This is a genomic window from Actibacterium naphthalenivorans (assembly GCF_014196965.1).
Taxonomy (GTDB): domain Bacteria; phylum Pseudomonadota; class Alphaproteobacteria; order Rhodobacterales; family Rhodobacteraceae; genus Actibacterium_A; species Actibacterium_A naphthalenivorans.
In genome coordinates this window covers 907,573-932,263 of sequence record NZ_JACIEQ010000001.1, presented here as the reverse complement: position 1 = coordinate 932,263, position 24,691 = coordinate 907,573, and the positions used below count along the sequence as shown (strand labels likewise).

Annotated in this window: 19 protein-coding genes; 8 read left to right on the top strand and 11 right to left on the bottom strand. The window is 65.8% G+C overall.

All coding sequences use genetic code 11. The features are described 5' to 3' along the window. Window positions 1–41: 41 nt before the first annotated feature. Entirely contained in the window at window positions 42–2,531 is a 2,490-nt protein-coding gene (locus GGR17_RS04560; protein WP_054537908.1) for a GcvT family protein, read from the top strand. Between the two features lie 53 nt (window positions 2,532–2,584). On the opposite strand, the gene GGR17_RS04555 is transcribed toward GGR17_RS04560, so the two are convergent. The 9 genes from GGR17_RS04555 to xdhA all read right to left on the bottom strand — a co-directional run bounded on the left by GGR17_RS04555 (window position 2,585) and on the right by xdhA (window position 12,944). Next, window positions 2,585–3,010, bottom strand: coding sequence for an EF-hand domain-containing protein (locus tag GGR17_RS04555; RefSeq protein ID WP_054540299.1), 426 nt, complete (start codon window positions 3,008–3,010; stop codon window positions 2,585–2,587). A gap of 53 nt (window positions 3,011–3,063) precedes the next feature. Further along, a complete protein-coding gene (locus GGR17_RS04550; RefSeq protein WP_054537909.1) occupies window positions 3,064–3,411 on the bottom strand; it encodes a carboxymuconolactone decarboxylase family protein in 348 nt (115 codons plus the stop codon). A gap of 156 nt (window positions 3,412–3,567) precedes the next feature. Beyond that, the gene (locus GGR17_RS04545) at window positions 3,568–4,638 is read right to left on the bottom strand and encodes a BMP family ABC transporter substrate-binding protein (protein ID WP_054537910.1); all 1,071 of its coding nucleotides are present in this window, start codon (window positions 4,636–4,638) and stop codon (window positions 3,568–3,570) included. A gap of 54 nt (window positions 4,639–4,692) precedes the next feature. Beyond that, entirely contained in the window at window positions 4,693–5,625 is a 933-nt protein-coding gene (locus tag GGR17_RS04540; RefSeq protein WP_054537911.1) for an ABC transporter permease, read from the bottom strand. After that, complete coding sequence (locus tag GGR17_RS04535; RefSeq protein WP_054537912.1) at window positions 5,625–6,710, bottom strand: ABC transporter permease; 1,086 nt, start codon at window positions 6,708–6,710, stop codon at window positions 5,625–5,627. Before GGR17_RS04535 ends, GGR17_RS04540 begins: the two co-directional genes overlap by 1 nt. 123 nt (window positions 6,711–6,833) lie before the next feature. Continuing rightward, window positions 6,834–8,354, bottom strand: coding sequence for an ABC transporter ATP-binding protein (locus GGR17_RS04530; protein WP_054537913.1), 1,521 nt, complete (start codon window positions 8,352–8,354; stop codon window positions 6,834–6,836). Then, on the bottom strand, window positions 8,351–9,298 hold the full coding sequence (gene xdhC, locus GGR17_RS04525; protein ID WP_054537914.1) for a xanthine dehydrogenase accessory protein XdhC: 948 nt from the start codon (window positions 9,296–9,298) through the stop codon (window positions 8,351–8,353). The genes GGR17_RS04530 and xdhC overlap by 4 nt, the downstream gene beginning before the upstream one ends. Then, window positions 9,295–11,571: a xanthine dehydrogenase molybdopterin binding subunit gene (gene xdhB / locus GGR17_RS04520; protein WP_054537915.1), complete on the bottom strand. Its 2,277-nt coding sequence runs from the start codon at window positions 11,569–11,571 to the stop codon at window positions 9,295–9,297. The genes xdhC and xdhB overlap by 4 nt, the downstream gene beginning before the upstream one ends. Then, complete coding sequence (xdhA, locus tag GGR17_RS04515) at window positions 11,568–12,944, bottom strand: xanthine dehydrogenase small subunit (RefSeq protein WP_054537916.1); 1,377 nt, start codon at window positions 12,942–12,944, stop codon at window positions 11,568–11,570. Before xdhA ends, xdhB begins: the two co-directional genes overlap by 4 nt. Window positions 12,945–13,196: 252 nt before the next feature. Between xdhA and GGR17_RS04510 the strand changes: the two genes are divergently transcribed. The 3 genes from GGR17_RS04510 to GGR17_RS04500 all read left to right on the top strand — a co-directional run bounded on the left by GGR17_RS04510 (window position 13,197) and on the right by GGR17_RS04500 (window position 17,932). Further along, window positions 13,197–13,571, top strand: coding sequence for a VOC family protein (locus GGR17_RS04510; protein WP_054537917.1), 375 nt, complete (start codon window positions 13,197–13,199; stop codon window positions 13,569–13,571). A gap of 9 nt (window positions 13,572–13,580) precedes the next feature. Continuing rightward, on the top strand, window positions 13,581–17,057 hold the full coding sequence (dnaE, locus tag GGR17_RS04505) for a DNA polymerase III subunit alpha (protein WP_054537918.1): 3,477 nt from the start codon (window positions 13,581–13,583) through the stop codon (window positions 17,055–17,057). A gap of 110 nt (window positions 17,058–17,167) precedes the next feature. Then, complete coding sequence (locus GGR17_RS04500; RefSeq protein ID WP_054537919.1) at window positions 17,168–17,932, top strand: sulfite exporter TauE/SafE family protein; 765 nt, start codon at window positions 17,168–17,170, stop codon at window positions 17,930–17,932. A gap of 3 nt (window positions 17,933–17,935) precedes the next feature. On the opposite strand, the gene GGR17_RS04495 is transcribed toward GGR17_RS04500, so the two are convergent. Then, window positions 17,936–18,145 (bottom strand): SlyX family protein, encoded by a 210-nt coding sequence (locus tag GGR17_RS04495; protein WP_037209244.1) that lies wholly within the window; start codon window positions 18,143–18,145, stop codon window positions 17,936–17,938. Window positions 18,146–18,288: 143 nt separating this feature from the next. On the opposite strand from GGR17_RS04495, the gene hisS reads away from it, so the two are divergent. Genes hisS through hisG form a run of 3 tightly spaced genes read left to right on the top strand, consistent with a single transcriptional unit; the run spans window position 18,289 to window position 21,589 of the window. Beyond that, window positions 18,289–19,785: a histidine--tRNA ligase gene (hisS, locus tag GGR17_RS04490; RefSeq protein ID WP_054537920.1), complete on the top strand. Its 1,497-nt coding sequence runs from the start codon at window positions 18,289–18,291 to the stop codon at window positions 19,783–19,785. 2 nt (window positions 19,786–19,787) lie between these two features. Continuing rightward, a complete protein-coding gene (locus GGR17_RS04485; protein WP_054537921.1) occupies window positions 19,788–20,894 on the top strand; it encodes an ATP phosphoribosyltransferase regulatory subunit in 1,107 nt (368 codons plus the stop codon). Beyond that, on the top strand, window positions 20,891–21,589 hold the full coding sequence (gene hisG / locus GGR17_RS04480) for an ATP phosphoribosyltransferase (protein WP_054537922.1): 699 nt from the start codon (window positions 20,891–20,893) through the stop codon (window positions 21,587–21,589). Before GGR17_RS04485 ends, hisG begins: the two co-directional genes overlap by 4 nt. On the opposite strand, the gene GGR17_RS04475 is transcribed toward hisG, so the two are convergent. Beyond that, window positions 21,586–22,020, bottom strand: a complete 435-nt coding sequence (locus tag GGR17_RS04475; protein WP_054537923.1) for a DUF1489 family protein — start codon at window positions 22,018–22,020, stop codon at window positions 21,586–21,588. The two genes, hisG and GGR17_RS04475, sit on opposite strands and share 4 nt — an antisense overlap. A gap of 104 nt (window positions 22,021–22,124) precedes the next feature. On the opposite strand from GGR17_RS04475, the gene GGR17_RS04470 reads away from it, so the two are divergent. Further along, entirely contained in the window at window positions 22,125–24,638 is a 2,514-nt protein-coding gene (locus tag GGR17_RS04470; protein ID WP_054537924.1) for an adenosylcobalamin-dependent ribonucleoside-diphosphate reductase, read from the top strand. Window positions 24,639–24,691 lie beyond the last annotated feature (53 nt).

Below are 24,691 nucleotides of genomic sequence, written 5' to 3'. Positions count from 1 at the left end.
GCATAAACGGGACAAGAGGCCATCCAACAGCGAGTCGCCCCATGAAGACCCATGTCAAAGCTCTTGTCGTCGGTGGTGGCGCGGTCGGCACGTCTGTGGCCTATCACCTGGCCCGCGCGGGCTGGCGCGACGTGATGCTGCTGGAGCGGGACGAGCTGACCAGCGGATCAACCTGGCATGCGGCGGGCCTGCTGCCCTATTTCAACATGTCCTTCGCGACGACGCATATCCACGATTATTCCATCCGGTTCTACAAGACGCTGGAAGAGGAGACGGGGCTGAACCCCGGTTTCGCGGTGGTGGGCAACCTGCGCATGGCGCAAAGCGATGCGCGGATGGACGAATACATGGTCTACGCCGCCACGGCGGAAACCTGCGGCGTGCCATTCGAGTGGCTGACGCCGGCGCAGATCAAGGAGCGTTGGCCGCTGGTGCGCACCGATGATCTGAAGGGCGCGATCTTTCACCCCACCGACGGCTATATCAACCCGGCCGACGTGACACAGGCGATGGCGCGCGGCGCGCGTCAGCGCGGCGTGGTGATCGAACGCCGCTGGCAGGTGGACGGGTATGAATGGACCGGGTCGGAGTGGCGCGTGACCTGCACCCGGATGGTGGAAAAGGGCGGCAACCTCGTGCCCTCTGACGAACAGACGGTCATCACCGCCGAGCATGTCGTCACCGCCACCGGCAACCACGCGCAGCGCACCGCACGGCTGCTGGGCCTCACCCTGCCCGCGATCCCGGTGGAGCATCAGTTCATCGTCACCGAGCCCGACCCGGCGCTGGTGGAATACCGCAAGACCCACGGCGAGCATCCGGTTCTGCGCGATGCCGATGCCAAATGGTATGTGCGCGAAGAGCGCGGCGGCTGGATCCTCGGCCCCTATGAACGCGGCGCGCCCGCGCGGTTCGAATATGGCTGCCCCGACACGTTCCGCGCCGATCTGTTCCCGCTGGATCTGGACCGGATCGAGGCCGAATACCTGTCGATGATCCACCGTATCCCTTCCTCGGAAGAGGTGGGGCTGAAGGATGATTTCAACGGTCCGATCTGCTACACCCCCGACGGCAACCCGCTGTTGGGCCCCGCGCCGGGGCTGCGCAACATGTGGCTGGCCGAGGGGTTCAGCTTCGGCATCACCGCCGCCGGCGGGGCGGGGGAATATCTGTCGCAGTTGATGGTGGAGGGCGAGGCCGCGATCGACATGGCCAGCCTCGATCCCAGACGTTTCGGCGGCTGGATGACCACCGAATACGCGATGCGCAAGAACGAAGAGGCGTATGAGCATGTCTTCATCCTGCACCATCCCGACGAAGAGCGCCCGGCCTGCCGCCCCCTGCGCACCGCGCCCGCCTACGACCGGCAAAAGGCCGCGGGCGCGCAGTTCGGGCAGGTGAACGGCTGGGAGCGGCCGAATTACTACGCGCCCGAAGGCTTCGATGATCACGCGTCGCGCAGCTTTCGCCGCGGCGGCTGGTGGCCCCATGCGGTGGAAGAGGCGCGGGCGATCCGCGAAGATGCCGGCCTGATCGACGCCACCGCCTTTACCAAGCATCTCGTGCGCGGGCCGGGGGCAACGGCGTTTCTGGACTGGTTCACCACCAACACCCTGCCGCGCGTGGGACGCATCAACCTGACCTATGCGCTGACCGGCGCGGGCACCACGCGCAGCGAATACACCATCGTGCGGCTGGCGCAGGATGAATACTACCTCGTGTCGGCCGGCGCGTGGCAGGATTACGACCATGATTTCCTGATCAAGGCGGCCGAAGACAAGCGCGACGCATTCGGCTGGATCGACATTCACGATGTCACCACGCAATGGGGTGTTTTTGCCCTGGCCGGGCCGAAATCGCGTGACATTCTGAACGGGATCGTAAGGGATGCGGCGCCCGATACAGTGCTATCGAACAAGCGCTTCCCCTGGCTTTCGATGCGCGGGATAGAGCTGGGCATGTGCCCCGTCCGCGCCATCCGCGTCGCCTATACCGGCGAACTGGGGTGGGAGCTGCACCATCCGATCGAGATGCAGAACTACCTGTGGGATCTGCTGATGGGGGCGGGCGCGGCGCAGGGGCTGAAACCGGTGGGGGCGCGGGCGCAGAACTGGCTGCGGCAGGAAAAGAGCTATCGCGCCTTCGGCACCGAACTGGGCCGCGACGCCACCCCGCTGGAGGCCGGTCTGGACCGGTTCGTGGATCAGGGCAAGGAGTTTCATGGCAAGGCGGCGATGCAGCAAACGGGCCTCCGCACCCGATGCGTGACCCTGCTGATCGACGGCCCGGCGGATGCCGATCCCTGGGGGCGCGAGGCGCTTTACAGCGGCGATACCCGCGTCGGGCGGCTGACCTCGGGCGGGTATTCGGTGGCGTTCGGCAAAAGCATCGGCATGGGCTATGTGTCGCCCGATCTGGCCCAGGTGGGCACGAAGCTGTCGGTCAGGATGTTCGATCGGCTCTGGCCGGCCGAGATCGTTGAAGACAGCCCCTATGATCCCGCCAACGCGCGTATTCGCGCCGACGGATAAAGGAAAAGCCCCGGCGCCGGGCGCGCGGGGCTTTCGACGGCCGCAAGGGCGGATCAGCCGCGCGGGCTGAAATCCCCGGTGGTGACGACGCCGTCTTGGTTGGTGTCGATCCGAGCGATCCAGCCGGCGGTGTTGGCCAGAAACTCTTCGCGGCTGACGCGGCCGTCGCCGTCAGTGTCGTTGAAGCTCAGGGCCATGCCAGCTTCGGCGCGCTGCAGCGTCCGGTTGCCGGGGCCTGCGCCCATGTCATTGGCGCGCGCCTCGTCGAAGAACACGTATTCCTCGGCCGACAGGGCGCCATCCTCATCCGCATCGAAGGTCGTGAACACATCGCCGCGCCGTTCCTGCGCTTCGGCGAGGGTGACCTTTCCGTCCCCGTCCAGATCCCAGTTTTCGATGAAATGCAGGCCGGGCACGCCCTGCGCCAGGGCGAGCGTCGCGCCACAGACCAGCATGGCCGCGCCAAGAAGGGTTTGCATCGGACCGTTCATCCCGTTTCGCCTTTCGCATAGGTGACAGGTGGCGCCGGCGGTCATGCGGCTTTCTCCGCCATCAGCTCGTCGAAGCACTCCATGGCCTTGGCCGCGTACATCATTGCCGGGCCGCCGCCCATCTGCAGCGCCATGGCCAGCACATCGCCCACCTCTTCGCGCGTGGCCCCGGCCCCGATCAGCGCTTCGGTATGCAGCACGATGCAGGCCTCGCAGCGCAGCGCGATGGCGATGCCCAGAGCGACGAATTCCTTTTCCTTGAACCCGAGTGTGCCGCCTTCCTTCACCGCCCTGGTCAGCGTGGCGAAGCCGCGCGTGGCATCGGGGATGGATTTGTTCAGGCGGCGCAACTGGTTCTTGGTTGCGTCGCGCTTTTCGGTCCAGCTCATGTCATAACTCCTGTCCTGATCGGCCGGAGCCAGACCAGCCTTCCGCCCCTTCGGCCTTGATCCGCATCAAGAAACTCATGCAGCCTGGTGAATATCGGGGCCTGAACGCAAAAAGGCCCGCAGATGCGAGCCTTTCCGGGGGGCGCGCCGTGGCGGTTACTGCGGAATGTCGCCCGTCACGCCTTCGACATAGAAGTTCATGCCCGCCAGCGTGCCATCGTCGGCCACTTCGCCCTCCGCCAGCCAATCCGTGCCGTCCTGCTTTTTCAGCGGGCCGGTGAACGGGTGATAGTCGCCCGCCGAAATCGCCTCTTTCAGCGACTCCGCCTCGATCCGCACCTGTTCGGGGATCACTTCCGAGAACTCGCCGATGCCGACCATGCCTTCCTTGATGCCGTGCCAGGTGTTCACGCTTTCCCATGTGCCGTCGATCACCGCCTGCACCCGGTCGATGTAATAGGGTGCCCATTCGTCGATGATCGAGGAAATCCGCGGGGCAGGGGCGTATTCGGCCATGTCGGCCGCCTGGCCAAAGCCATAGCCGCCCGCCTTTTCAAGCACGGCCAGCGGCGCGGTGGAATCGGTATGGGCCAGAACCACGTCGACGCCCTGATCCAGCAGCGCCTGGGTCGCGTCGGCCTCTTTCGCCGGATCGAACCAGGTGTTGATCCAGATCACCGAAAGCTGAACATCGGGGTTGGCCTTCTTCGCATGGATATAGGTCGAGTTGATGCCGCGGATCACCTCGGGGATGGGGAAGGAGGCGATATAGCCGATCTTGTTGGATTTCGTCATCTTGCCGGCCAGAAAGCCGGTGATGGCGCGGCCTTCGTAAAAGCGCGCGGAATAGACCGACACGTTATCGGCGGTCTTGTAGCCGGTGGCATGCTCGAATTTCACATCGGGGAATTTCGCGGCGACATTGATGGTGGGGTCCATATAGCCGAACGAGGTGGTAAAGATCAGATCGGCCCCCGAAAGCGCCATCTGCGTCATGGTGCGTTCGGCATCCGCGCCTTCGGGCACGCTTTCCTGGAACACGAAGTCGATCTTGTCGCCGAAATGCTCTTTCATCTTCAGCGCGGATTCGTGGTGGTGCTGGCTCCATCCGCCATCGTTGATCGGGCCGACATAGACAAAACCGACCTTGACCTTGTCCTGCGCCAGCGCGGCGCCGCCCAGCCCGAGGGCCAGCGCGACCCCCGCGAGGATTGATCCGAATTTCATAAGCTTACTCCCATGTTGAACGGGCACGGCGGCCCGGGGTTTGCGGCAGTGCCCCTAGCTTGAGGCATGGAACACGCGACCCAGACAGGCCGGCGCGCTCAGCGCGGCCCTGCCCCGGTCGGCGGACATGATGACCAGCACGAGGATGGTTATCAGATAAGGCGACATCGACAAATACTGCACCGGCACCGCCAGCCCTGCGGCCTGCAGGTTCAGCTGCAACACGGTCACCCCGCCGAACAGATAGGCCCCCAGCAGCGCGCGGCCCGGTTTCCACGAGGCGAAAACGACAATGGCCAGCGCGATCCAGCCGGCGCCGGCTGTCATCCCGTCGGTCCATTGCGGCACGCGGACCAGGCTCAGATAGGCCCCGCCCAGCCCGGCACAGGCCCCGCCAAAGGTGATCGCGGCCAGCCGGATGCGTACCACCTTGTAGCCAAGCGCATGGGCGGCATCATGGTTTTCACCGACCGCGCGCAGGATCAGGCCCAGCCGGGTGTATCTCAGCATGGCCCAGACCGCGACGACCAGCGCGAGCGAGACATAGACGATCATGTCATGGGAAAACAGAACCTTGCCCAGAACCGGAACGTCACCCAGCGGCCCAAGATCCAGCTTGCCCGTCGGCGGCGGTTTCAACCCGTTGTAACCCTGGCCCAGCAAGGCCGAGAGCCCCAGCCCGAACAGCGTCAGCGCCAGGCCGGTGGCGACCTGATTGGCCAGAAGGATCTGGGTCAGAACCCCGAAGATCAGTGAAAGCAGCGCCGCCCCCGCCATCGCCGCCAGAAAGCCCAGGGCGGGGCTCTGTGTCTCCACCGCGATGGCGAAGCCGCAGATCGCCCCGGTGATCATCATCCCCTCGACGCCAAGGTTCAGGACGCCGGCCTTCTCGACCACCAGCTCGCCCAGAGCGGCCAGCAGGATCGGTGTGGCCGCAACCATCAACGAAGCGATCAGGACCAGCGGATTGATGGTGGACAGATCCATCACGCCGCCTCCGTCCGGCCGATGCGAATGCGATAGTTGGTCAGCACGTCCACCCCCAGCAGAAAGAACAGAAGCATCCCCTGAAACGCCTGAATGGCAGCGGCGGGCAGACCCAGCATGAACTGCGCCAGATCGCCACCGATATAGGTCAGCCCCATCAGCAGCCCGGCCAGCAGAATGCCGACCGGGTGCAACCGGCCCAGAAAGGCCACGATGATCGCGGTGAAGCCATAGCCCTGATTGAAATCAATGCTGATCTGGCCCGCCGGTCCGGCCACCTCGAACAGCCCGGCCAGCCCGGCCAGCGCCCCTGATGTGCCCAGGCAGATCAGGATCAGCGCGTTCGGGCGGACACCGGCAAAGCGCGCGGCGCGCGGGCTCTGCCCGGTCAGGCGGATGTGAAATCCCAGCATGTGCCGGTTCAGCAGCACATAGGCAAGGATCACCGCGATGAACGCGGCCGCGACGCCCCAATGCATCCCGGTTCCGGCTATCAGCTCGCCATTTGCGGCGGCGGGATATTGCTGCAGGTTGCGGCTGCCGGGAAAGCCGCCGCCCGCGGGGTTGCGCATCAGACCAAGCGCCATCGAGGCCAGCAGCTCTTCGGCCACATAGACCAGAAGCAGCGACACCAGAATTTCGTTTGTCCGGAACCGGGTCTTGAGCAGCGCCGGGATCATCGCCCAGGCCCAGCCGCCAAGCGCCCCGGCGATGACCATCAGCGGGAAGACGTACCACGCCTCCAGCGGATAGAAGGCCAGCGCCACGCCCGCGCCGCAGATCGCGCCGATGATATACTGCCCCTCGGCACCGATGTTCCAGATGCCGGCCCGAAACCCCAGCGAAAGCCCGATCGCGATCAGGATCAGCGGCCCGGCCTTGACCAGAAGCTGCGGCCGGGAATAGCTGGCGAATTGCGGATGAAACAGCGGATCCCAGAAAATCGTGCGGATCGCTTCCAGCGGATCCTTGCCCAGAAAGGCAAAAAGCAAACCGCCCGCGATCATCGTCAGGATAACCGCAAGCAGCGGCGTGGCCAGCGTCCAAAACCGCGAGGGTGTGGGGCGTTTTTCCAGCCGGATCATTGTGAGGCTCCTGTCGCGGCAGAGATTTCATGCCTCCGGCGGGGATATTTGGAGAAAGATGAAAAGATCGCCCATTGCTTCATCTTTCCGGAAATATCCCCGCCGGAGGCAAGAAAGTTCTCGTCAGGCGTCCACATGCGGCGTCTCCATGTCATGGGCGCCGCCCATCATCAGGCCGATCTCTTCCATCGTCAGCCCGCGCGCGGGGCGGGGCGGGGAAAGACGGCCCTCGTTCAGGGCGGCGAAGCGGTCGGAGATTTCCATGAGCTCGTCCAGATCCTGGCTGATCACGACGACCGCCGCGCCGTTTTCGGCAAGGTCGAGCAGGGCCTGACGGATGGCGGCCGCGGCCGCGGCGTCGACGCCCCAGGTGGGTTGGTTCACCACCAGCACCTCGGGGCGTTGCAGCACCTCGCGGCCGATCACGAATTTCTGCAGGTTGCCGCCGGACAAAGAGCGCGCGGCGTTGGCGGGGCCGGGGGTGCGGACGTCGAAGGCCGTGATGACCCGTTCGGCGAAGGCGCGGGCGGCTGGCCATTTCAGGAAGCCGCGCGTTGTCAGCCCTTCGCGGATGGCGCCTGTCAGCAGCGCGTTTTCGGTCAGGCTCATGTCGGGGGCGGCGGCGTGACCCAGCCGTTCTTCGGGGGCGGCGAGGATGGCGATGCGGCGGCGCTGGTTGGGGCCGAGGGCGCCGATCGGCGTGCCGCGCAGCCGGATCGACCCGGCGCGGGCCTGTGCCTCTCCCGAGAGGGCCGCCAGCAATTCATCCTGCCCGTTGCCCGCAACGCCGCCTATGCCCAGGATTTCGCCCGCGCGCACCGTGAAGGTGACATCGCGCAGCGATGTGCCGAAGGCGCTGGCCGATCTGACCGACAGCCCGGCCACGTCCAGCACGATCTCTCCGGGGGTGGCGCCGGGGCGGCTCGGGGTCTGAAGTTTGCTGCCGACCATCAATTCCGCCAGTTCAGCCGCCGATTTCTCGCGCGGGTTGCAGCTGTCGACGACTTTGCCGCGGCGCAGGATGGTCGCGCTGTCGCACAGCGTGCGGATCTCTTCGAGCTTGTGCGAAATATACAGGATCGCTGTGCCTTCGGAGGAGAGTTTGCGCAGGGTGCGGAACAGGATTTCCACCTCTTGCGGGGTCAGCACCGAGGTCGGTTCGTCCATGATCAGCAGTTTCGGATCCTGCAGAAGGCAGCGGATGATTTCCACCCTCTGCCGTTCGCCGGCCGAAAGCTCGCCCACCGTCCTGTCGGGGTCGAGCGGCAGGCCATATGCGTCCGATACCTCGCGGATGCGGGCGGCCAGCTGGCGTCGGGGCGGCGGGCTTTCCATTCCCAGCGAGATGTTTTCGGCCACGTTCAGCGCGTCGAACAGCGAGAAATGCTGGAACACCATGGCCACGCCCGCCGCGCGGGCGGCGCGGGGTTCGGCCGGTTCATAGGGGTGGCCGTGCAGTATCATGCGCCCGCTGTCGGGTTTGACGAGGCCATAGATCATCTTGACCAGCGTCGATTTGCCCGCGCCGTTCTCGCCCAGAAGCGCGTGAACCTCGCCCTCGGCGATGGCGAAGGACACGTCGCTGTTGGCCACGACGCCGGGGTAGGCCTTTGTCAGGCCTTCGATTGTCAGCAATGTCGTCACCCGGTCGCGTCCTTCGCGGCGTGTTGCGTTTTATCACGGGCAAGCAGCGCGGCGGCGACGCCCACGGCGATGGCCTGCGGGTGTTTGCCAAGCTCGGGCCGTCCGATCGGGCATTGGATGCGGGAAATCTGGGCCTCGGAATGGCCCAGCCGGGCGAGCCGGGTGCGAAAGCGGGCCCATTTCGTGGCCGAGCCGATCAGCCCCGCGCCGCCGAACCCGCGGGACAGGAGGCGGTGGCACAGCTCCAGGTCGAGCGCGTGGGAAAAGGTGAGGATCAGGTGATGCGCGTCGGGCGGGGCGTAGGCCACCGTTTCGGCGGGGTTTGCCGCGATCAGCCGGGTGACGCCCTCGGCTATGTCGTCGGGAAAGCGCGTGGCGGCGGTGTCGACCCAGGTGATGGCGAAGTCGGGCAGCGGGGCGAGGGTGGCGATCAGCGCGCGCCCGACATGCCCGGCGCCGTAGATCCAGAGCGGCAGGGCGGGCTCGGCCAGCGGTTCGACCATCCAGCCGCCGGTGAATTGCGCTGCGGGCGGCTGGCCGGTGCTGCGCGCGGCGCGGATCAGGCGTTGCACAGGCAGCGGTGGCCGGACGGGGCCGTTCACGTTGCGGGCAAAGACCGCATCGGGCAGGACGGCCAGCGCGCGCGCGTCGAACACCTCTGTCAGCAGGGTGACCGCGCCGCCGCAGCATTGCCCCATCGCAGGGCCCAGCGGGATGCGCGAAAGGCTTTGCGCGCCACCGCCGGCAAGCAGCGCGCGCGCGGATCTCGCCGCTTCGAATTCCAGCGCGCCGCCGCCGATCGTGCCGGACTGGCCGTCGGCCCAGACCAGCATCGCCGCGCCCGTCTCGCGCGGGGTGGAGCCTTCGGCGCGGGCCACCAACAGCCGGGCGACGCGCCCGTGTGCGGCCACCGCACGGGCCAGGGTTTCACGATCGAGGCTCATGCGGCGCGAACCCGATGTACCGCGCGGAGAACCTGTTCCGCCGTGGCGGGCGCGTCGAGGTCGGGATAGGCTGTGCCGCAGGCGGCGACCGCGGCTGACAGGGCCATCAGCGCCGAGATGCCCAGCATCAGCGGGGGTTCGCCCACCGCCTTGGAGCGATAGATCGTTTCCTCGGCATTGCGCCCCTTGTTCCACAGCGCGACCCTGAACACATCGGGCCGGTCGGAACAGGCGGGGATCTTGTAGGTGGAGGGCGCGTGGGTGAGCAGCCGCCCCTTGCTGTTCCACACCAGCTCTTCGGTGGTCAGCCAGCCTGCGCCCTGAACATAGCCGCCTTCGATCTGGCCGATGTCCAGCGCCGGGTTCAGCGAGGCGCCCGCGTCATGCAGGATATCGGCGCGCAGGATGCGGTTTTCGCCGGTCAGCGTGTCGATCGCCACCTCGGTCACCGCCGCGCCATAGGCGAAGTAGAAGAACGGCCGCCCGCGCCCGGCGATGCGGTCCCATTCCACCTTGGGGGTTTTGTAGAAGCCCGTGGCCGACAGCGACACCCGCGCCAGATAGGCCGATTGCACGGCCTCGGCGAAGCTCATCTCATCGTCACCGACGAAGACCTTGCCGTTCTCGAAATGCACCCGGCGCGGTTCGGTCTGATGGGTCTGGGCCAGATGCGCGGCGATCCTGTCGCGTATCGTGTCGCAGGCGGCCTTGACCGCCATGCCGTTCAGGTCGGACCCGCTGGAGGCGGCAGTGGCAGAAGTGTTGGGCACCTTGGCGGTGTCGGTCGCGGTGATCTTCACCGCGTCCATGCCAACGCCGAAGGATGCCGCCGCCACCTGCGCCACCTTCTGGAACAGGCCCTGACCCATTTCGGTGCCGCCGTGGTTCATGTGGATCGAGCCGTCCTGATACACATGCACCAGCGCGCCGGCCTGATTGAGATGGGTGAGGGTGAAGGAGATGCCGAATTTCACCGGCGTCAGCGCGAGGCCCTTTTTCAGGATCGGGTTGGCGGCGTTCCATTCGGCGATCGCCGCGCGGCGCTGGTGGTATTCCGCGGTTTCGGTCAGTTCCTCGATCATCTCGTCCAGCACGAAATCCTCGACCACCATGTGATAGGGCGTCGTCTGGCCGTTCTGATAGAAATTCGCCCGCCGCACCTGAAGCGGGTCCTTGCCCAGGGCGTGGGCGATATGATCCAGCACCCGTTCGATGCCCACCACCCCCTGCGGGCCGCCGAAGCCGCGAAAGGCGGTGGCCGACTGGGTGTGGGTTCTGAGCCGGTGGCTCTCGATCCTCGCATGGGGCAGGTGATAGGCGTTGTCGGCATGCAGCATCGCCCGGTCGGCCACGGGCAGTGACAGATCCTGGGCCCAGCCGCAGCGGGCGTATTGCACGAAATCCACCCCGGCGATCCGGCCCTCATCGTCGAATCCGGCACGATAGGTGATGCGGAAATCATGGCGTTTGCCGGTGATGATCATGTCGTCATCGCGGTCATAGCGCATCTTGCAGGGTCGCCCCGTCAGCCGGGCGGCCACCGCACAGGCAACGGCCAGCGCGTTGCCCTGGCTTTCCTTGCCGCCAAAGCCACCGCCCATCCGCCGCACCTCGACGCGAACGGCGTTCATGGGTACGGCCAGCGCCTCGGCCACCTTGTGCTGGATCTCGGTCGGGTGCTGGGTCGAGGAATGAACCAGCATGTCGCCGCCTTCCAGCGGCACCACCATCGCGGCCTGGCTTTCCAGATAAAAGTGCTCCTGCCCGCCGATCTCCATCTCGCCCTCGACGACATGGCGCGCGCCGGCAATGGCTTTCTGCGCGTCGCCCTTGGCATAGATGCGCGGGCCATCCTCGAACCGGCTGTCCGCCGCCAGCGCATCGTCGATCGTCAGGATCGGGGTGGCGTCGCGATAGCCGACCTCGGCCAGCCGTGCGGCCTTGCGCGCGGCGAGGTGGGTTTCGGCGACAACCAGGAAAAGCGGCTGGCCGAGGTAGAAAACCTCGCCCTCCGACAGCAGCGGTTCGTCATGGGCCGAGGGCGACACGTCATTGGCGCCGGGCAGGTCCAGCGCCGTCAGTACGGCGACGACGCCGGGGGCGGCGCGCACCGGATCAAGGTCGAGCGTGGTGACGGTGCCGCGCGCGATCGCGGAGATGCCGAAGGCCAGGTGAAGCGCCGCGCCGGGGGTGGGAATATCGTCGACATAGCGCGCCTGTCCGGTGACATGCAGCCGCGCGGCATCATGGGCGAGCGGTTTTGAGATGCTCATGGGCGCACCTCGAGCACGCGGGTTTGTGCGCCGATGTCTTCCAGGAAATAGCGGCTGAGCATTCCGCGCGCGGCATCCATCCGGTAGCCTGCAGAGGCGCGCATATCGTCCAGCGGGGTAAAATCCTTTTCCCACGCGTCCCACGCGGCTTCGATACTGTCTTCGGTCCAGGGCTGGCCCGTCAGCGCCGCCTCGACATGGGCGGCGCGTTTGGGAATGCCCGCCATGCCGCCAAAGGCGATGCGCGCGTCAGACACGACGCCGCCCGAGACCGACAGGTTGAAACAGCCGCAGACCGCGGAAATATCCTGATCGAAGCGTTTCGACAGCTTGTAGCATTTCAGCCGGTCGGGCTGCCGCGGGATCGAGATCGCCTCGACGAACTCTCCCGCCACGCGGTCCTGCTTGCCATAGTCCAGGAAAAACCGCTCCAGCGGGATGCAGCGGCGCTTGCCGCCGTTGCGCAGGTGCAGCATGGCGCCAAGCGCGATCAGCGCGGGCGGGCCGTCGCCGATGGGCGAGCCGTTGGCGATGTTGCCGCCGATCGTGGCGGCGTTGCGGATCTGGACCGAGGCATAGCGGCGGATCAGCCCGGCAAAATCGGGGTGATGATCGGCGATGAATTCGCCCAATGCGCTGAGTGTGACGCCGGCGCCGATGAACAGGTCGGTCTGCGTGACCGAGGTTTGTTTCAGATCGGCGCAATTGCCCAGAAAGGCCACCGGCGCCAGATCGCGCAGTTGTTTGGTGACCCACAGCCCCACGTCGGTGGCGCCGCCGATCAGGGTGGCGCTGGGGTTGGCCTTGTACCATTTCGCCAGATCATCGGATGTTTCGGGCATGAACACGGCCGGCATGGCAAGCGGGTCGGCCTTGAGGGCCGCAAGGTCTTCGCGCATCCAGGCGGGCACGGGCGCCCCCGCCGCCGCCTGGGCGGCGCGGATGATCGGCGCATAGCCGGTGCAGCGGCACAGATTGCCGGCCAGTTGCGTATCGAAATCCTCCGCGCCATTCAGATGCGCGGTGGCCATCGAGACGACGAAACCGGGCGTGCAGAACCCGCATTGGCTGCCGTGATGGGTGATCATCGCGTCCTGCACCGGATGCAGGCTGCCGTCGGGGCCAGCGATGCCTTCGACGGTGCGCACCGCCTTGCCGTGAAGCTGCGGCAGGAACAGGATGCAGGCATTCAGCGCGCGCGCCCCGTCGGCATCCGTCACCATGACCGTACAGGCGCCGCAATCGCCCTCGTTGCAGCCCTCCTTGGTGCCGGTCAGGCCGCGCGTTTCGCGCAACCAGTCAAGCAGGGTACGGGTGGGCGGCTGGTCGCCCACGCGCACGGTCTCTCCGTTCAGAAGAAACGCGATTTCCATTCGCGAAACCCGCCGCTTTCTCTGCGTCAGACCCAAAGCGCCCCCGCCCGATGCGGCAGAAAGCAGGAGCGCGGGTTTTGGATGCCCAGCAAAACGGCAAATCGTGGGATTGGCAAGGCCACGGCCCCCCTGACTGCCATGTTTTGCGCCGGGTGATCAAGAATTGGGCGCTGTGGCCAATGGCGGGGCTTTGCCCGACGGCCGGCGATGGGATAGGGATGTCAGCGGCCGCACCTGGGGCGAGGGACCGGAATGAAACTTGCAGCGCTTCATCATGTTCAGCTTGCCATGCCCAAAGGCGAAGAGCCTGCGGCGCGCAGTTTCTATGGTGAACTTCTGGGCCTGGCAGAGCGGGCCAAGCCGCCGGTGCTGGCGGCGCGCGGTGGCGCGTGGTTCGAGGCCGGGCCGGTGCGGCTGCATCTGGGGGTCGAGGCGGATTTCCGCCCCGCGACAAAGGCCCACCCGGCGCTGGTGGTCGATGGGCTCAGGGCGCTGGCCGCGCGGCTGGGCGAGGCGGGGTTTCCGGTGGTCTGGGACGATGATCTGCCCGGCTTTCGGCGTTTTTATACCGCCGATCCCTTCGGCAACCGGATCGAGATGCTGGAACCTGACGCCGTGCCCGGATAGTTTCACGGGATGAGCAGCGCACCCCGATTCATCCACCTTCGTCTTCACACCGAATATTCGCTTCTCGAGGGGGCGGTTCGGGTGAAGAAACTGCCCGATATGTGCAAGGCCGCCGGGATGCCGGCGGTGGCGGTGACCGACACCAACAACATGTTCGCCGCGCTGGAGTTTTCCGTGGGCGCCAGTGGCGCGGGCATTCAGCCGATCATCGGGTGCCAGGTGGATCTGGCCTATGACCCGCCCGCCCCTGGCGAAAAGCCGCGCGCGCCCGCGCCGCTGGTTCTGCTGGCGCAGAACGAGGCGGGGTACATGAACCTGATGAAGCTGAACTCCTGCCTCTATCTCGATGCGGGCGGCGCGCTTCCCAGTGTGTCGCCTGAGGATCTGGCGCACTATGCGGGCGGTCTGATCTGCCTGACCGGCGGCCCGGAAGGCCCGGTGGGCAAGCTGTTGCAGGCAGGGCAACGCCCGAAGGCCGAGGCGCTGATGGCCCGGCTGGCGGCGCTCTATCCGCAGCGGCTGTATGTGGAGTTGCAGCGCCACCCCGGCGAGGGCGGCAAGCTGACCGAGGCCGAACAGGCGACCGAGCGCGGCCATGTGGAAATGGCCTATGCGATGGATTTGCCGCTGGTGGCCACCAATGACGTCTATTTTCCCAAGGCGGATATGTACGAGGCGCATGACGCGCTGATCTGCATCGCCGAGGGCGCCTATGTCGATCAGCAGCAGCCGCGCCGCCGCCTGACCGCCCAGCATTATTTCAAGACACCCGAAGAGATGGCCGCGCTGTTCGCCGACCTGCCCGAGGCGCTGGCCAATACCGTGGAGATTGCCCGGCGCTGCGCCGTGAAGGCCGAGCGGCGCGATCCGATCCTGCCGAAATTCGCCGATGACGAGGTGGAGGAGCTGCGCCGCCAGGCCAAGGCCGGGCTGAAGGCGCGGCTGGCGGTGATTCCGCACGCCGCCTCGGTCGAAGAGTACGAGGCGCGGCTGGAATTCGAGCTGGGCATCATCGAGGGCATGGGCTTTCCCGGCTATTTCCTGATCGTGGCCGATTTCATCAAATGGGCCAAGGATCACGATATTCCGGTGGGGCCGGGGCGGGGCTCGGGCGCGGGCTCTCTGGTGGCCTATGCGCTGACGATCACCGATCTGGACCCGCTGCGCTACAGTCTGCTGTTCGAACGGTTCCTGAACCCCGAGCGGGTTTCGATGCCCGACTTCGATATCGACTTCTGCATGGATCGCCGCGAAGAGGTGATCCAGTATGTGCAAGAGAAATACGGCCGTGAAAAGGTGGGCCAGATCATCACCTTCGGCGCGCTTTTGTCCAAGGCTGCCGTGCGCGATGTGGGCCGGGTGCTGCAGATGCCCTATGGCCAGGTCGACCGGCTGTCGAAGCTGATCCCGGTCGAGGGGGTGAAGCCCGTTTCCATCGCCCAGGCGCTGGTCGACGAGCCGCGCCTGCGCGAAGAGGCGCGCAACGAAGAGGTGGTCGAGCGCCTGCTGACCTACGGCCAGCAGGTCGAGGGGCTGCTCCGCAACGCCTCGACCCACGCCGCCGGCGTGGTGATCGGCGACCGCCCGCTGGACGAGCTGGTGCCGCTCTATCAGGATCCACGCTCCGACATGCCCGCGACCCAGTTCAACATGAAATGGGTCGAGCAGGCGGGCCTTGTGAAATTCGACTTTCTCGGGCTGAAGACCCTGACGGTGATCCAGGGCGCGCTGGATCTGCTGAAGCAGCGGGGGATCGAGTTTGACATCGGCCTGATCCCGCTCGACGACGAGCCCACCTACCGCCTCTATGCCAGCGCCAGAACGGTTGCCGTGTTCCAGGTGGAAAGCTCGGGCATGATGGACGCGCTGCGCCAGATGAAGCCGACCTGCATCGAGGATATCGTGGCGCTCGTGGCGCTTTACCGCCCCGGCCCGATGGAAAATATCCCGACCTATTGCCAGGTGAAGAACGGCCAGAAGGATCTGGAATCGATCCACCCCCTGATCGACGATATTCTGGAAGAGACGCAGGGCATCATCGTCTATCAGGAACAGGTGATGCAGATCGCGCAGGTCATGGCGGGCTACAGCCTGGGCGGCGCCGATCTTCTGCGCCGCGCCATGGGCAAGAAGATCAAGGAGGCGATGGATGCCGAGCGCCCGAAGTTCGTGGAAGGCGCCAAGAAGAACGGGGTCGATCAGAAAAAGGCGACGGAAGTCTTCGACCTGCTGGAGAAATTCGCCAACTACGGCTTCAACAAATCCCACGCCGCCGCCTATGCGGTGGTCAGCTATCAGACCGGGTATCTGAAGGCGAACTATCCGGTCGAGTTCATGGCCGCCGTCATGAACTGCGATATCCACCTGACGGACAAGCTGAACACCTATGCCGAAGAGGTGCGCCGGGGGCTGGAGATCGAGATCATCCCGCCCTGCGTCAACCGCTCGGGCGCGGTATTCGGGGTGAAGGACGGCAAGCTGGTCTATGGGCTGGGCGCGCTGAAAAACGTCGGCACCGATGCGATGCGCCTGATCGAAGAGGGGCGGCGTGCCGACCCCGCCAATCCCGCATCGCCCGACAAACCCTTTGCGACGTTGTATGATTTCGCCCGCCGGGTCGATCTCAAGCGTATCGGCAAGCGCCCGATGGAAATGCTGGCCCGCGCCGGCGCCTTCGATCAGCTCGACCCCAACCGCCGCCGGGTGTTCGACAGCCTGGACGCGCTGGTGAACTATTCCGCCGCCATTCATGAACAGCGTTCATCCAATCAGGTGTCGCTGTTCGGAGAGGCGGGCGACGATCTGCCCGAGCCACGCCTTTCGCCGATAGCCGACTGGCTGCCGAACGAACGGCTGGCCGAAGAGCACAAGGCGATCGGGTTTTACCTGTCGGGCCATCCGCTGGACGATTACATGGCGCCGCTGAAGCGCAAGAAGGTGATGACCCTGGCCGAGGTGACACAGGCCGCCCGTTCCGGCCCGGTGATCGCCAAGATCGCGGGCGCCGTGGCCGGGCGGCAGGAACGCAAATCGGCCAAGGGCAACCGCTTTGCCTTTGCGCAGCTTTCCGATCCCACCGGGCTTTACGAGGTCACGCTGTTTTCCGACGTGCTGGAGGCATCGCGCGACAATCTGGAAACCGGATCGAACGTAGTGCTGACGGTCGAGGCGACGATGGAAAGCGAGCAGCTCAAGCTGCTGGCGCGGGCGGTTCAGCAGATCGACAGCGTGGTGGCCGACGCGGGGTCGATGGGGCTTCGGATCTTCGTGGATGAGGTCTCGGCCGTATCCGCCGTTGCCGGGCTGCTCGACAGGGCGAAGGGCGAAAGCGGGCTGCGCGGGCGCGGGCCGGTACAGTTCTGCCTGATGGCGCCGGATCTGCCGGGCGAGGTGGAAATCGCCCTGCCCGAGGATTATCCGGTGAACCCTCAGATCAAGGGCGCGATCAAGTCGCTGCCGGGTGTGATGCAGGTGGAAGAAGTCTGAGCCCGCAGAGCCCTTGGCGCGGCCTTCGCTGCGATGCAACGCTCTTGCCGGTTGCCCGGATTCAATAGATTGATGGCGCGGTGAGTCTCTGGTGAAAGGCCCCTGCGGTCGTGGAAGAGTTTCTGCTGTTTGTTCTCGTCGGCTTTGTCGCGCAGCTTGCGGATGGGGCGCTTGGCATGGGGTTCGGTGTCATATCCTCGGCCATCCTTTTGGGGCAGGGCGTGACGCCTGCGCTGGTTTCGGCCTCGGTGAATGCCGCGAAGATCCCGACCGGTACGGTGGCGGCGCTGTCGCATCAGGCCAACCGCAACACCGATTGGCCGATGGCGCGGCGGCTGGCGGTGTCGGGCATCGTCGGCGGGCTGGTCGGGGCATTGGTCCTGTCGAACCTGAAGGGCGATCTGCTGAACCTGATGATCGCCAGCTACCTGTTGCTGATCGGCACGCTGATCATTCTGCGCGGTCTGCGGGGATCGGCGCCGAGGGTTCTGGGCACCACGCGTCTTGGTCTGATCGGCGGGGCGGGCGGCCTGATCGAGGGGATCGGCGGCAGCTGGGGGCCGATCGTCAGCTCTGCGCTGCTGGGGGCAGGCGTCAACCCGCGCAACGCGATCGGCAGTTCCGCCTTTGCCGAGCTTATGGTGTCTTTCGCGGTGTTCCTGACGCTTGGCGCGACATTCGCGGGCGGTATGTGGGGCGAGAATACGGATTGGTCCGACGTGGGCAGTTCGGTCGCCGGGCTGGTTGTCGGGGGGCTGCCCGCCGCGCTGATCGGCGGGCATCTGGCGCGCCGGGTGCCCAAACGGCCGCTGACGGTTGCTGTCGGCATTCTGGCCTTCGGCATCGGGGTCCGGCGGATGCTGCTTCAGTTCTGAGCGCTACCAGTGCGGCGGCTTCTGATCGGCCAGCGGCACGGTGCCGCCCTGATCGAACTCGCGCTCGGCCTCACGCTGCATCAGCATGCGCACCCGGTTGGTCAGCAGCGCGATCTCGGTCGCCTGTGCCGCGACCACATCTGACAGATCGTCCACCGCCGCGGTCAGATGCGCGATCCGCTCTTCCAGAAGTGTCAGCCGGTCATCGCTCATTGCGGGCTCCGATATGCCAATTTGTCCTGGGGGCTTCATAGCGAATTCCCCCGGAAATCACATGCCCGATTTCCGCCCCGCCTTGCCCCGCCGTTCCCCATCCGCTATGCCCCGCGCGAACCCGACGGAAGGGACGAAAAGCGATGGCCAAGGACAAGAAACCCCGGCGCCCCAAGGCGGAAACGCCCAAGGGCTTCCGCGACTATTTCGGCGCGGACGTGACCGAGCGCAAGCAGATGCTCGATGCGATTGCCGATGTCTATCATCGCTATGGCTTTGATCCGCTGGAAACGTCGGCCGTGGAAACGCTCGAGGCTTTGGGCAAATACCTGCCCGACGTGGACCGCCCGAACGCCGGTGTCTTCGCCTGGCAGGAGGAGGACGGCGACTGGCTGGCGCTGCGCTATGACATGACGGCGCCGCTGGCGCGCGTGGCGGCGCAGTTCCGCAACGATCTGCCCACGCCCTACCGGCGCTATACGATGGGGCCGGTCTGGCGCAACGAAAAGCCGGGGCCGGGGCGGTTCCGCCAGTTCTATCAATGTGACGCCGATACGGTGGGCAGCGGTTCTGTGGCCTCTGATGCCGAGATCTGCGCGATGCTGTCGGACACGCTCGAGGCGGTGGGCATTCCGCGCGGCGATTACATCGTGCGGGTCAACAACCGCAAGGTTCTGAACGGGGTGATGGAGGTGGCCGGCGTGCTGGACCCGTCCGACCCCGACAGGTTCGCCCATGAGCGCGGCATCGTGCTGCGCGCCATCGACAAGCTGGACAGGCTGGGCGAGGCGGGCGTGCGCGCGCTGCTGGGCGCGGGCCGCAAGGACGAAAGCGGAGATTTCACCGACGGGGCGAATCTGAGTGACGCGCAGGCCGGGGTCGTGATGGGCTTTCTGGCCGCGAAGCGCGACAGCGGCGCAGAGACCTGCGCGCGGCTTGAAGAACTGGTCGAGGGCTCTGCCATCGGCGCCGAGGGCGTGCGCGAGCTGGAGACGATCGCGGCGCTTCTGGCCGCGCAGGGCTATGGCCCGGAACGGATCGAGATCGACCCGAGCGTGGTGCGCGGCCTTGGCTATTACACCGGCCCCGTGTTCGAGGCCGAACTGACCTTCGAAATCCTGGATGAAAAGGGCCGCCCGCGCCAGTTCGGCAGCGTGGCGGGCGGCGGACGCTACGACGATCTGGTCAAGCGGTTCACCGGGCAGGCCGTGCCCGCGACCGGCGTTTCGATCGGGGTGGACAGGCTGTTGGCCGCGCTGCGCGCCAAGGGCCGGATCGGCGCCGCGCCGCAGGGCCCCGTCGTCGTGACCGTAATGGACCGTGACCGGATGGCCGACTATCAGTCGATGGTTGGTGAACTGCGTTCAGCGGGTATCCGGGCAGAGGTTTATCTGGGCAATCCCAAGAACTTCGGCAATCAGCTCAAATATGCAGATAAACGCAATTCGCCCGTCGCGGTCATCCAGGGCAGCGACGAGGCGGCGCGCGGCGTGGTGCAGATCAAGGATCTGTTCCTGGGCGCCAAGATCGCGCAAAGCGCCAGCCACGAGGAATGGAAATCCCAGCCCGCGCAGTTCGAGGTTGCCCGCGCCGATCTGGTCGCCGAGGTGCGCCGGATCATAGACCGGGCCGAGGGCTGAGCATGGATACCAAGGCGGCAAACCGCGCCGAGGCCGCGCGGCTTTTCGAGATGTTCAAATCCGCCGGCGCGTTGCCGGTGGAAACCGACATCCTGCAACCGGCCGACACGCTTCTGGATCTTTATGGCGAGGATATCCGGTCGCGCGCCTATGTCACGTCTGACCCGCTGCGCGGTGAGATGATGCTGCGCCCGGATTTCACCGTGCCCGTGGTGCAGATGCATATGAACGACGGCGCGGAACCGGCGCGCTATACCTATATGGGCGAGGTGTTCCGCAAGCAGGAACATGAGCTTGGCCGGCCCAGCGAGTATTTCCAGGTGGGGTTCGAGCTGTTCGACCGGGCCGATCCGGATCACGCCGATGCAGAGGTGTTCGGCCTGTTCGCCGAGGTTCTGCAGCCGCTCGGGCTGCGCGCCGCGACGGGGGATATCGGCATTCTGCTGGCTGCGGTCGATGGGCTTTCGACCACGGATCGCCGCAAGGCCGCGCTGAAGCGCCACCTGTGGCGGCCCCGGCGGTTTCGCGCGCTGCTGGACCGGTTCGGCGGGCGCCTGGCCGAGCCCGATGAGCGGGTGCGCCTTTTGAACGACGTTCAGAAATTTGGTGCCGAGGCGGTTCTGGATCAGGCGGGCCCCGAGATCGGGCTGCGCAGCCGGGCCGAGGTGATGACCCGCATCGCCGCGCTGGAAGAGGATGCCGCGACCCCGCCGATCGGCGCCGGCGAGGTCGAGATCCTCGACCACATCCTGTCGCTGCGCGAAACCTCGCCCAATGCGCTGGAAAACCTGCGCGACGTGGCCGTGGACCTGCCCAATATCACCAGCGCCGTGGCCCGGATGGAGCGGCGGCTGAACGCGCTGACCGCGCGGCGCATCGATGTGGACGGGCTGGATTTCGAGGCAAGCTATGGCCGTACCACGATGGAATATTACGACGGTTTCGTGTTCGGCTTCTACGCCGAGGCGCGGCCCGATCTGCCGCCGGTGGCCACAGGCGGGCGCTATGACGCGCTGACGCGGGTGCTGGGGCAGGGCCGGTCGATTCCCGCGGTTGGCGGCGTGATCCGCCCGGCGCAGGTTCTGGCGCTGAGGGAGGCCGGGCAATGACGCTGAAACTGGGCGTGCCGTCGAAGGGGCGGCTGATGGAAAAGACCTTCGACTGGTTCGCGGAGCGGGGCATCTCGCTGCGCCGGACAGGGTCGGAGCGCGAATATGCCGGTGCGGTCGACGGTGTCGACGGGATCGAACTGGTGCTGCTGTCGGCGGGCGAGATCCCGCGCGAACTGGCGGCGGGGCGGGTTCAGCTTGGCGTCACCGGATCGGATCTGGTGCGCGAGAAGATCGCGGATTGGGAAACCAAGATCCGCGAGCTGGAACCGCTGGGATTCGGCCATGCCGATCTGATCATCGCGGTGCCGAAGTTCTGGGCCGATGTCGATACGCTGGCCGATCTGGATGCGGCGGCGGCGGCGTTTCGTGCCACGCACGGGTTCCGGCTGCGCATCGCCACGAAATATCACCGGCTGGTGCGCGAATTCCTGCGCGAGGCCGGGGTGGCGGATTATCAGCTGGTCGACAGCCAGGGCGCGACCGAGGGCACGGTGAAGAACCTGACGGCAGAGGCGGTGGCCGACATCACCTCGACAGGTGAGACGCTGCGGGCCAACCATCTGAAGATGCTGTCGGATGGCTGCGTGCACAAAAGCCAGGCCACGCTGTTCCGAAGCCGCCGCGCGGGGTGGAGCGACGAGATGCGCGCCAGCTTCACCGAACTGTCTGCGCGCCTCGGGCTGGGCGACTAGCGCAGGCCGATTTCGGCCAGCGCCGCCATCAGCCCGGGCGGCAGCGCATCGTCGCGGGCGCGCCCTTCGGGCAGGTCGCGGGGGCTGTCACCGGGCGCCAGATAGCGCCAGCCCTGGAACGGGCGGCGCGGCACGGCCTCGGTCCGGATCACCTGCGGGTCCAGCACGATGCCGCAGCGCCGGATGCCATCCTCGCCCTGCACCTCATCCAGCCGCAGCACCTTCTGGCGGGCCAGAATCGCCCCCTTGAACACCCAGTAAAGCGAGCCGCCGTCAAGCAGCTCTTCGGCGCGTTTCGGCCACATGCGGGTGACATGGCGCGGCGCGGCGCCGGTTTGCGCGTGGCGTTCGGCCTGCCATGCGATCAGATCCTCGACCTTTTCGGCGCCGACGCACAGTTTGACGAGGTTGATATGATGTGACTCGGGCATTCGCTTAGGATAGTATTTCGCGCGTCCGGAGCAACCAAATCTTGCGCCCATGCCGGCGAAATTCTATTGTCGAAAACCCCACCCCTTCCGCCAAGGACCAATACATGACGCGCTTTTCCGCCCCCATCGCCGAGCAGATCTGGGATATGAAATACCGGCTGAAAGAGGCGGATGGCACCCCCGTGGACCAGACGGTGGAGGACAGCTGGCGCCGAATCGCCCGCGCCCTGGCCGCGCCCGAAGAGCAGCCCGGCGCGTGGGAGGATGCGTTCTTTGCCGCGCTGGAGGATTTCAAGTTCCTGCCCGCGGGCAGAATCACGGCGGGGGCCGGCACGGCGCGGGCGGTGACGCTGTTCAACTGCTTCGTGATGGGCACGATCCCCGACACGATGGGCGGCATTTTCGACATGCTCAAAGAGGCCGCGCTGACCATGCAGCAGGGCGGCGGCATCGGCTATGATTTCTCCACGATCCGGCCCAAGGGCGCGGATGTGAAGGGCGTGGCGGCGGATGCGTCCGGGCCGCTGTCGTTCATGGATGTGTGGGACGCGATGTGCCGCACCATCATGTCGGCGGGGTCGCGCCGGGGCGCGATGATGGCCACGATGCGCTGCGACCACCCCGATATCGAAGAGTTCATCACCGCCAAGCAGGATCCGGCGCGGCTGCGCAATTTCAACCTGTCGGTGCTGGTGACGGATGATTTCATGGAGGCCGTGAAGGCCGACGGCAGCTGGGATCTGGTGTTCGATGACAAGATCTATCACACGGTCGAGGCGCGCGACCTGTGGAACCGGATCATGCGCGCGACCTATGATTATGCCGAGCCCGGTGTGATCTTCATCGACCGCATCAATCAGATGAACAACCTGAGCTATTGTGAAACCATCGCCGCCACCAACCCCTGCGGCGAACAGCCCCTGCCGCCCTACGGCGCCTGCCTTCTGGGCTCGATCAACCTGGCGCGGCTGGTGCGCAACCCGTTCGACGCGATCGCCGAGCTGGACGAGGCGGAGCTGGATACGCTGGTCGCCACCGCCGTGCGGATGATGGACAACGTGGTGGACGCCTCGCGCTTTCCGCTGCCGCAACAGGCTGAAGAGGCCGCCAACAAGCGCCGGATCGGGCTGGGGGTGACGGGGCTGGCCGATGCGCTGCTGATGGTCGGCCTGCGCTACGGGTCCGAGGAGGCGGCGCGCCAGACCGAGCGCTGGCTGCACCGGATCGCGCGCGCCGCCTATCTGGCCTCGGTGCAACTGGCCAAGGAAAAGGGCGCGTTCCCCCTGTTCGACGCCGAGAAATATCTCGCCACCGGCCACATGGTGCAGATGGACGCGGACGTGCGCGAGGCGATCCGCGAACACGGCATCCGCAACGCGCTGCTGACCTCGATCGCGCCCACCGGCACGATCAGCCTCTATGCCGGCAATGTCTCGAGCGGGATAGAGCCGGTGTTTGCCTATGCCTATACCCGCAAGGTGCTGCAAAAAGACGGGTCGCGCACCGAGGAAGAGGTGGTGGATTATGCCGTGCGGCTGTGGCGCGAAAAATTCGGCGACAAGGCGTTGCCCGACTATTTCGTGAACGCCCAGACGCTGGCGCCGCTGGATCATGTGCGGATGCAGGCGGCGGCGCAGAAATGGGTGGATTCGAGTATCTCCAAGACCATCAACTGCCCCGAGGATATCTCCTTCGACGCGTTCCGGGAGGTCTATCTCGAAGCCTATGAGACCGGCTGCAAAGGCTGCACGACCTATCGCCCGAATGACGTGACGGGGAGTGTGCTGAGTGTGGCGACAGAAGAGTTGCCACTGGCAGGTGAGACGATCGCTGAACGTATCGAATCGGCGATGAAGTTGCGGAACACCAACGCTAAGAAAGTTGCCGAAAAGGCGGGGACGAATGCAACAGCCGTATACGACATCCTCAAGGGGAGGGTGAAATCCCCCACTGCTGATACGTTGCAGAAAATCGCCACCGCCCTGAACGTGGCGCCCGCTGCTCTTCTTCTCGGTGAAAATACTCAGGATTCCGCACCCGAAGTCGCCGCCGCCCTCGGGCAAGAGCCGGCGATCCCCCACGGCGATGTCATCTACATGGCCGAACCGCTGGACCGGCCGCAGGCGCTGGAGGGCAATACCTACAAGCTGAAATGGCCCGACAGTGAACACGCGATCTATATCACCATCAACGATGTGGTGATCAACGGCCACCGCCGCCCGTTCGAGGTGTTCATCAACTCCAAGAACATGGAGCATTTCGCCTGGACGGTGGCGCTGACCCGGATGATCAGCGCGGTGTTCCGGCGCGGCGGCGATGTGTCTTTCGTCGTGGAAGAGCTGAAAGCGGTATTCGATCCGCGCGGCGGCGCGTGGATGCAGGGCAAGTACATCCCCTCGATCCTGGCGGCGATCGGCGGCGTGATCGAGCGGCATCTGGTGGCCATCGGTTTCATCGACGGCGAGGGGATGGGCCTGAAGACGGATCCGCAGGCCGAGGCGCTGGCGGTGGGCGAACGCCCGCGCGGCAAGGCCTGCCCCAGCTGCGGCCAGTATGACATGCGCATGGTCGAGGGCTGCATGACCTGCATGAGCTGCGGCTATTCGAAGTGCGGTTAGGTGACACCCGCTGCTTCGTTGCATGCAAGGGCTAGGCTTGGCGTGCAACCAGA

Excerpts from the sequence above, each read along its gene's own strand:
- dnaE (WP_054537918.1), top strand. The coding sequence starts at position 13,581 with ATGAGCAGCGCACCCCGATTCATCCACCTTCGTCTTCACACCGAATAT.
- GGR17_RS04550 (WP_054537909.1), bottom strand. The coding sequence starts at position 3,411 with ATGAGCTGGACCGAAAAGCGCGACGCAACCAAGAACCAGTTGCGCCGC.
- xdhC (WP_054537914.1), bottom strand. The coding sequence starts at position 9,298 with ATGAGCCTCGATCGTGAAACCCTGGCCCGTGCGGTGGCCGCACACGGG.
- xdhA (WP_054537916.1), bottom strand. The coding sequence starts at position 12,944 with ATGGAAATCGCGTTTCTTCTGAACGGAGAGACCGTGCGCGTGGGCGAC.
- GGR17_RS04545 (WP_054537910.1), bottom strand. The coding sequence starts at position 4,638 with ATGAAATTCGGATCAATCCTCGCGGGGGTCGCGCTGGCCCTCGGGCTG.
- GGR17_RS04535 (WP_054537912.1), bottom strand. The coding sequence starts at position 6,710 with ATGATCCGGCTGGAAAAACGCCCCACACCCTCGCGGTTTTGGACGCTG.
- GGR17_RS04485 (WP_054537921.1), top strand. The coding sequence starts at position 19,788 with ATGGATACCAAGGCGGCAAACCGCGCCGAGGCCGCGCGGCTTTTCGAG.
- GGR17_RS04475 (WP_054537923.1), bottom strand. The coding sequence starts at position 22,020 with ATGCCCGAGTCACATCATATCAACCTCGTCAAACTGTGCGTCGGCGCC.
- hisG (WP_054537922.1), top strand. The coding sequence starts at position 20,891 with ATGACGCTGAAACTGGGCGTGCCGTCGAAGGGGCGGCTGATGGAAAAG.
- xdhB (WP_054537915.1), bottom strand. The coding sequence starts at position 11,571 with ATGAGCATCTCAAAACCGCTCGCCCATGATGCCGCGCGGCTGCATGTC.
- GGR17_RS04510 (WP_054537917.1), top strand. The coding sequence starts at position 13,197 with ATGAAACTTGCAGCGCTTCATCATGTTCAGCTTGCCATGCCCAAAGGC.
- GGR17_RS04470 (WP_054537924.1), top strand. The coding sequence starts at position 22,125 with ATGACGCGCTTTTCCGCCCCCATCGCCGAGCAGATCTGGGATATGAAA.
- GGR17_RS04560 (WP_054537908.1), top strand. The coding sequence starts at position 42 with ATGAAGACCCATGTCAAAGCTCTTGTCGTCGGTGGTGGCGCGGTCGGC.
- hisS (WP_054537920.1), top strand. The coding sequence starts at position 18,289 with ATGGCCAAGGACAAGAAACCCCGGCGCCCCAAGGCGGAAACGCCCAAG.
- GGR17_RS04555 (WP_054540299.1), bottom strand. The coding sequence starts at position 3,010 with ATGCAAACCCTTCTTGGCGCGGCCATGCTGGTCTGTGGCGCGACGCTC.
- GGR17_RS04540 (WP_054537911.1), bottom strand. The coding sequence starts at position 5,625 with ATGGATCTGTCCACCATCAATCCGCTGGTCCTGATCGCTTCGTTGATG.
- GGR17_RS04495 (WP_037209244.1), bottom strand. The coding sequence starts at position 18,145 with ATGAGCGATGACCGGCTGACACTTCTGGAAGAGCGGATCGCGCATCTG.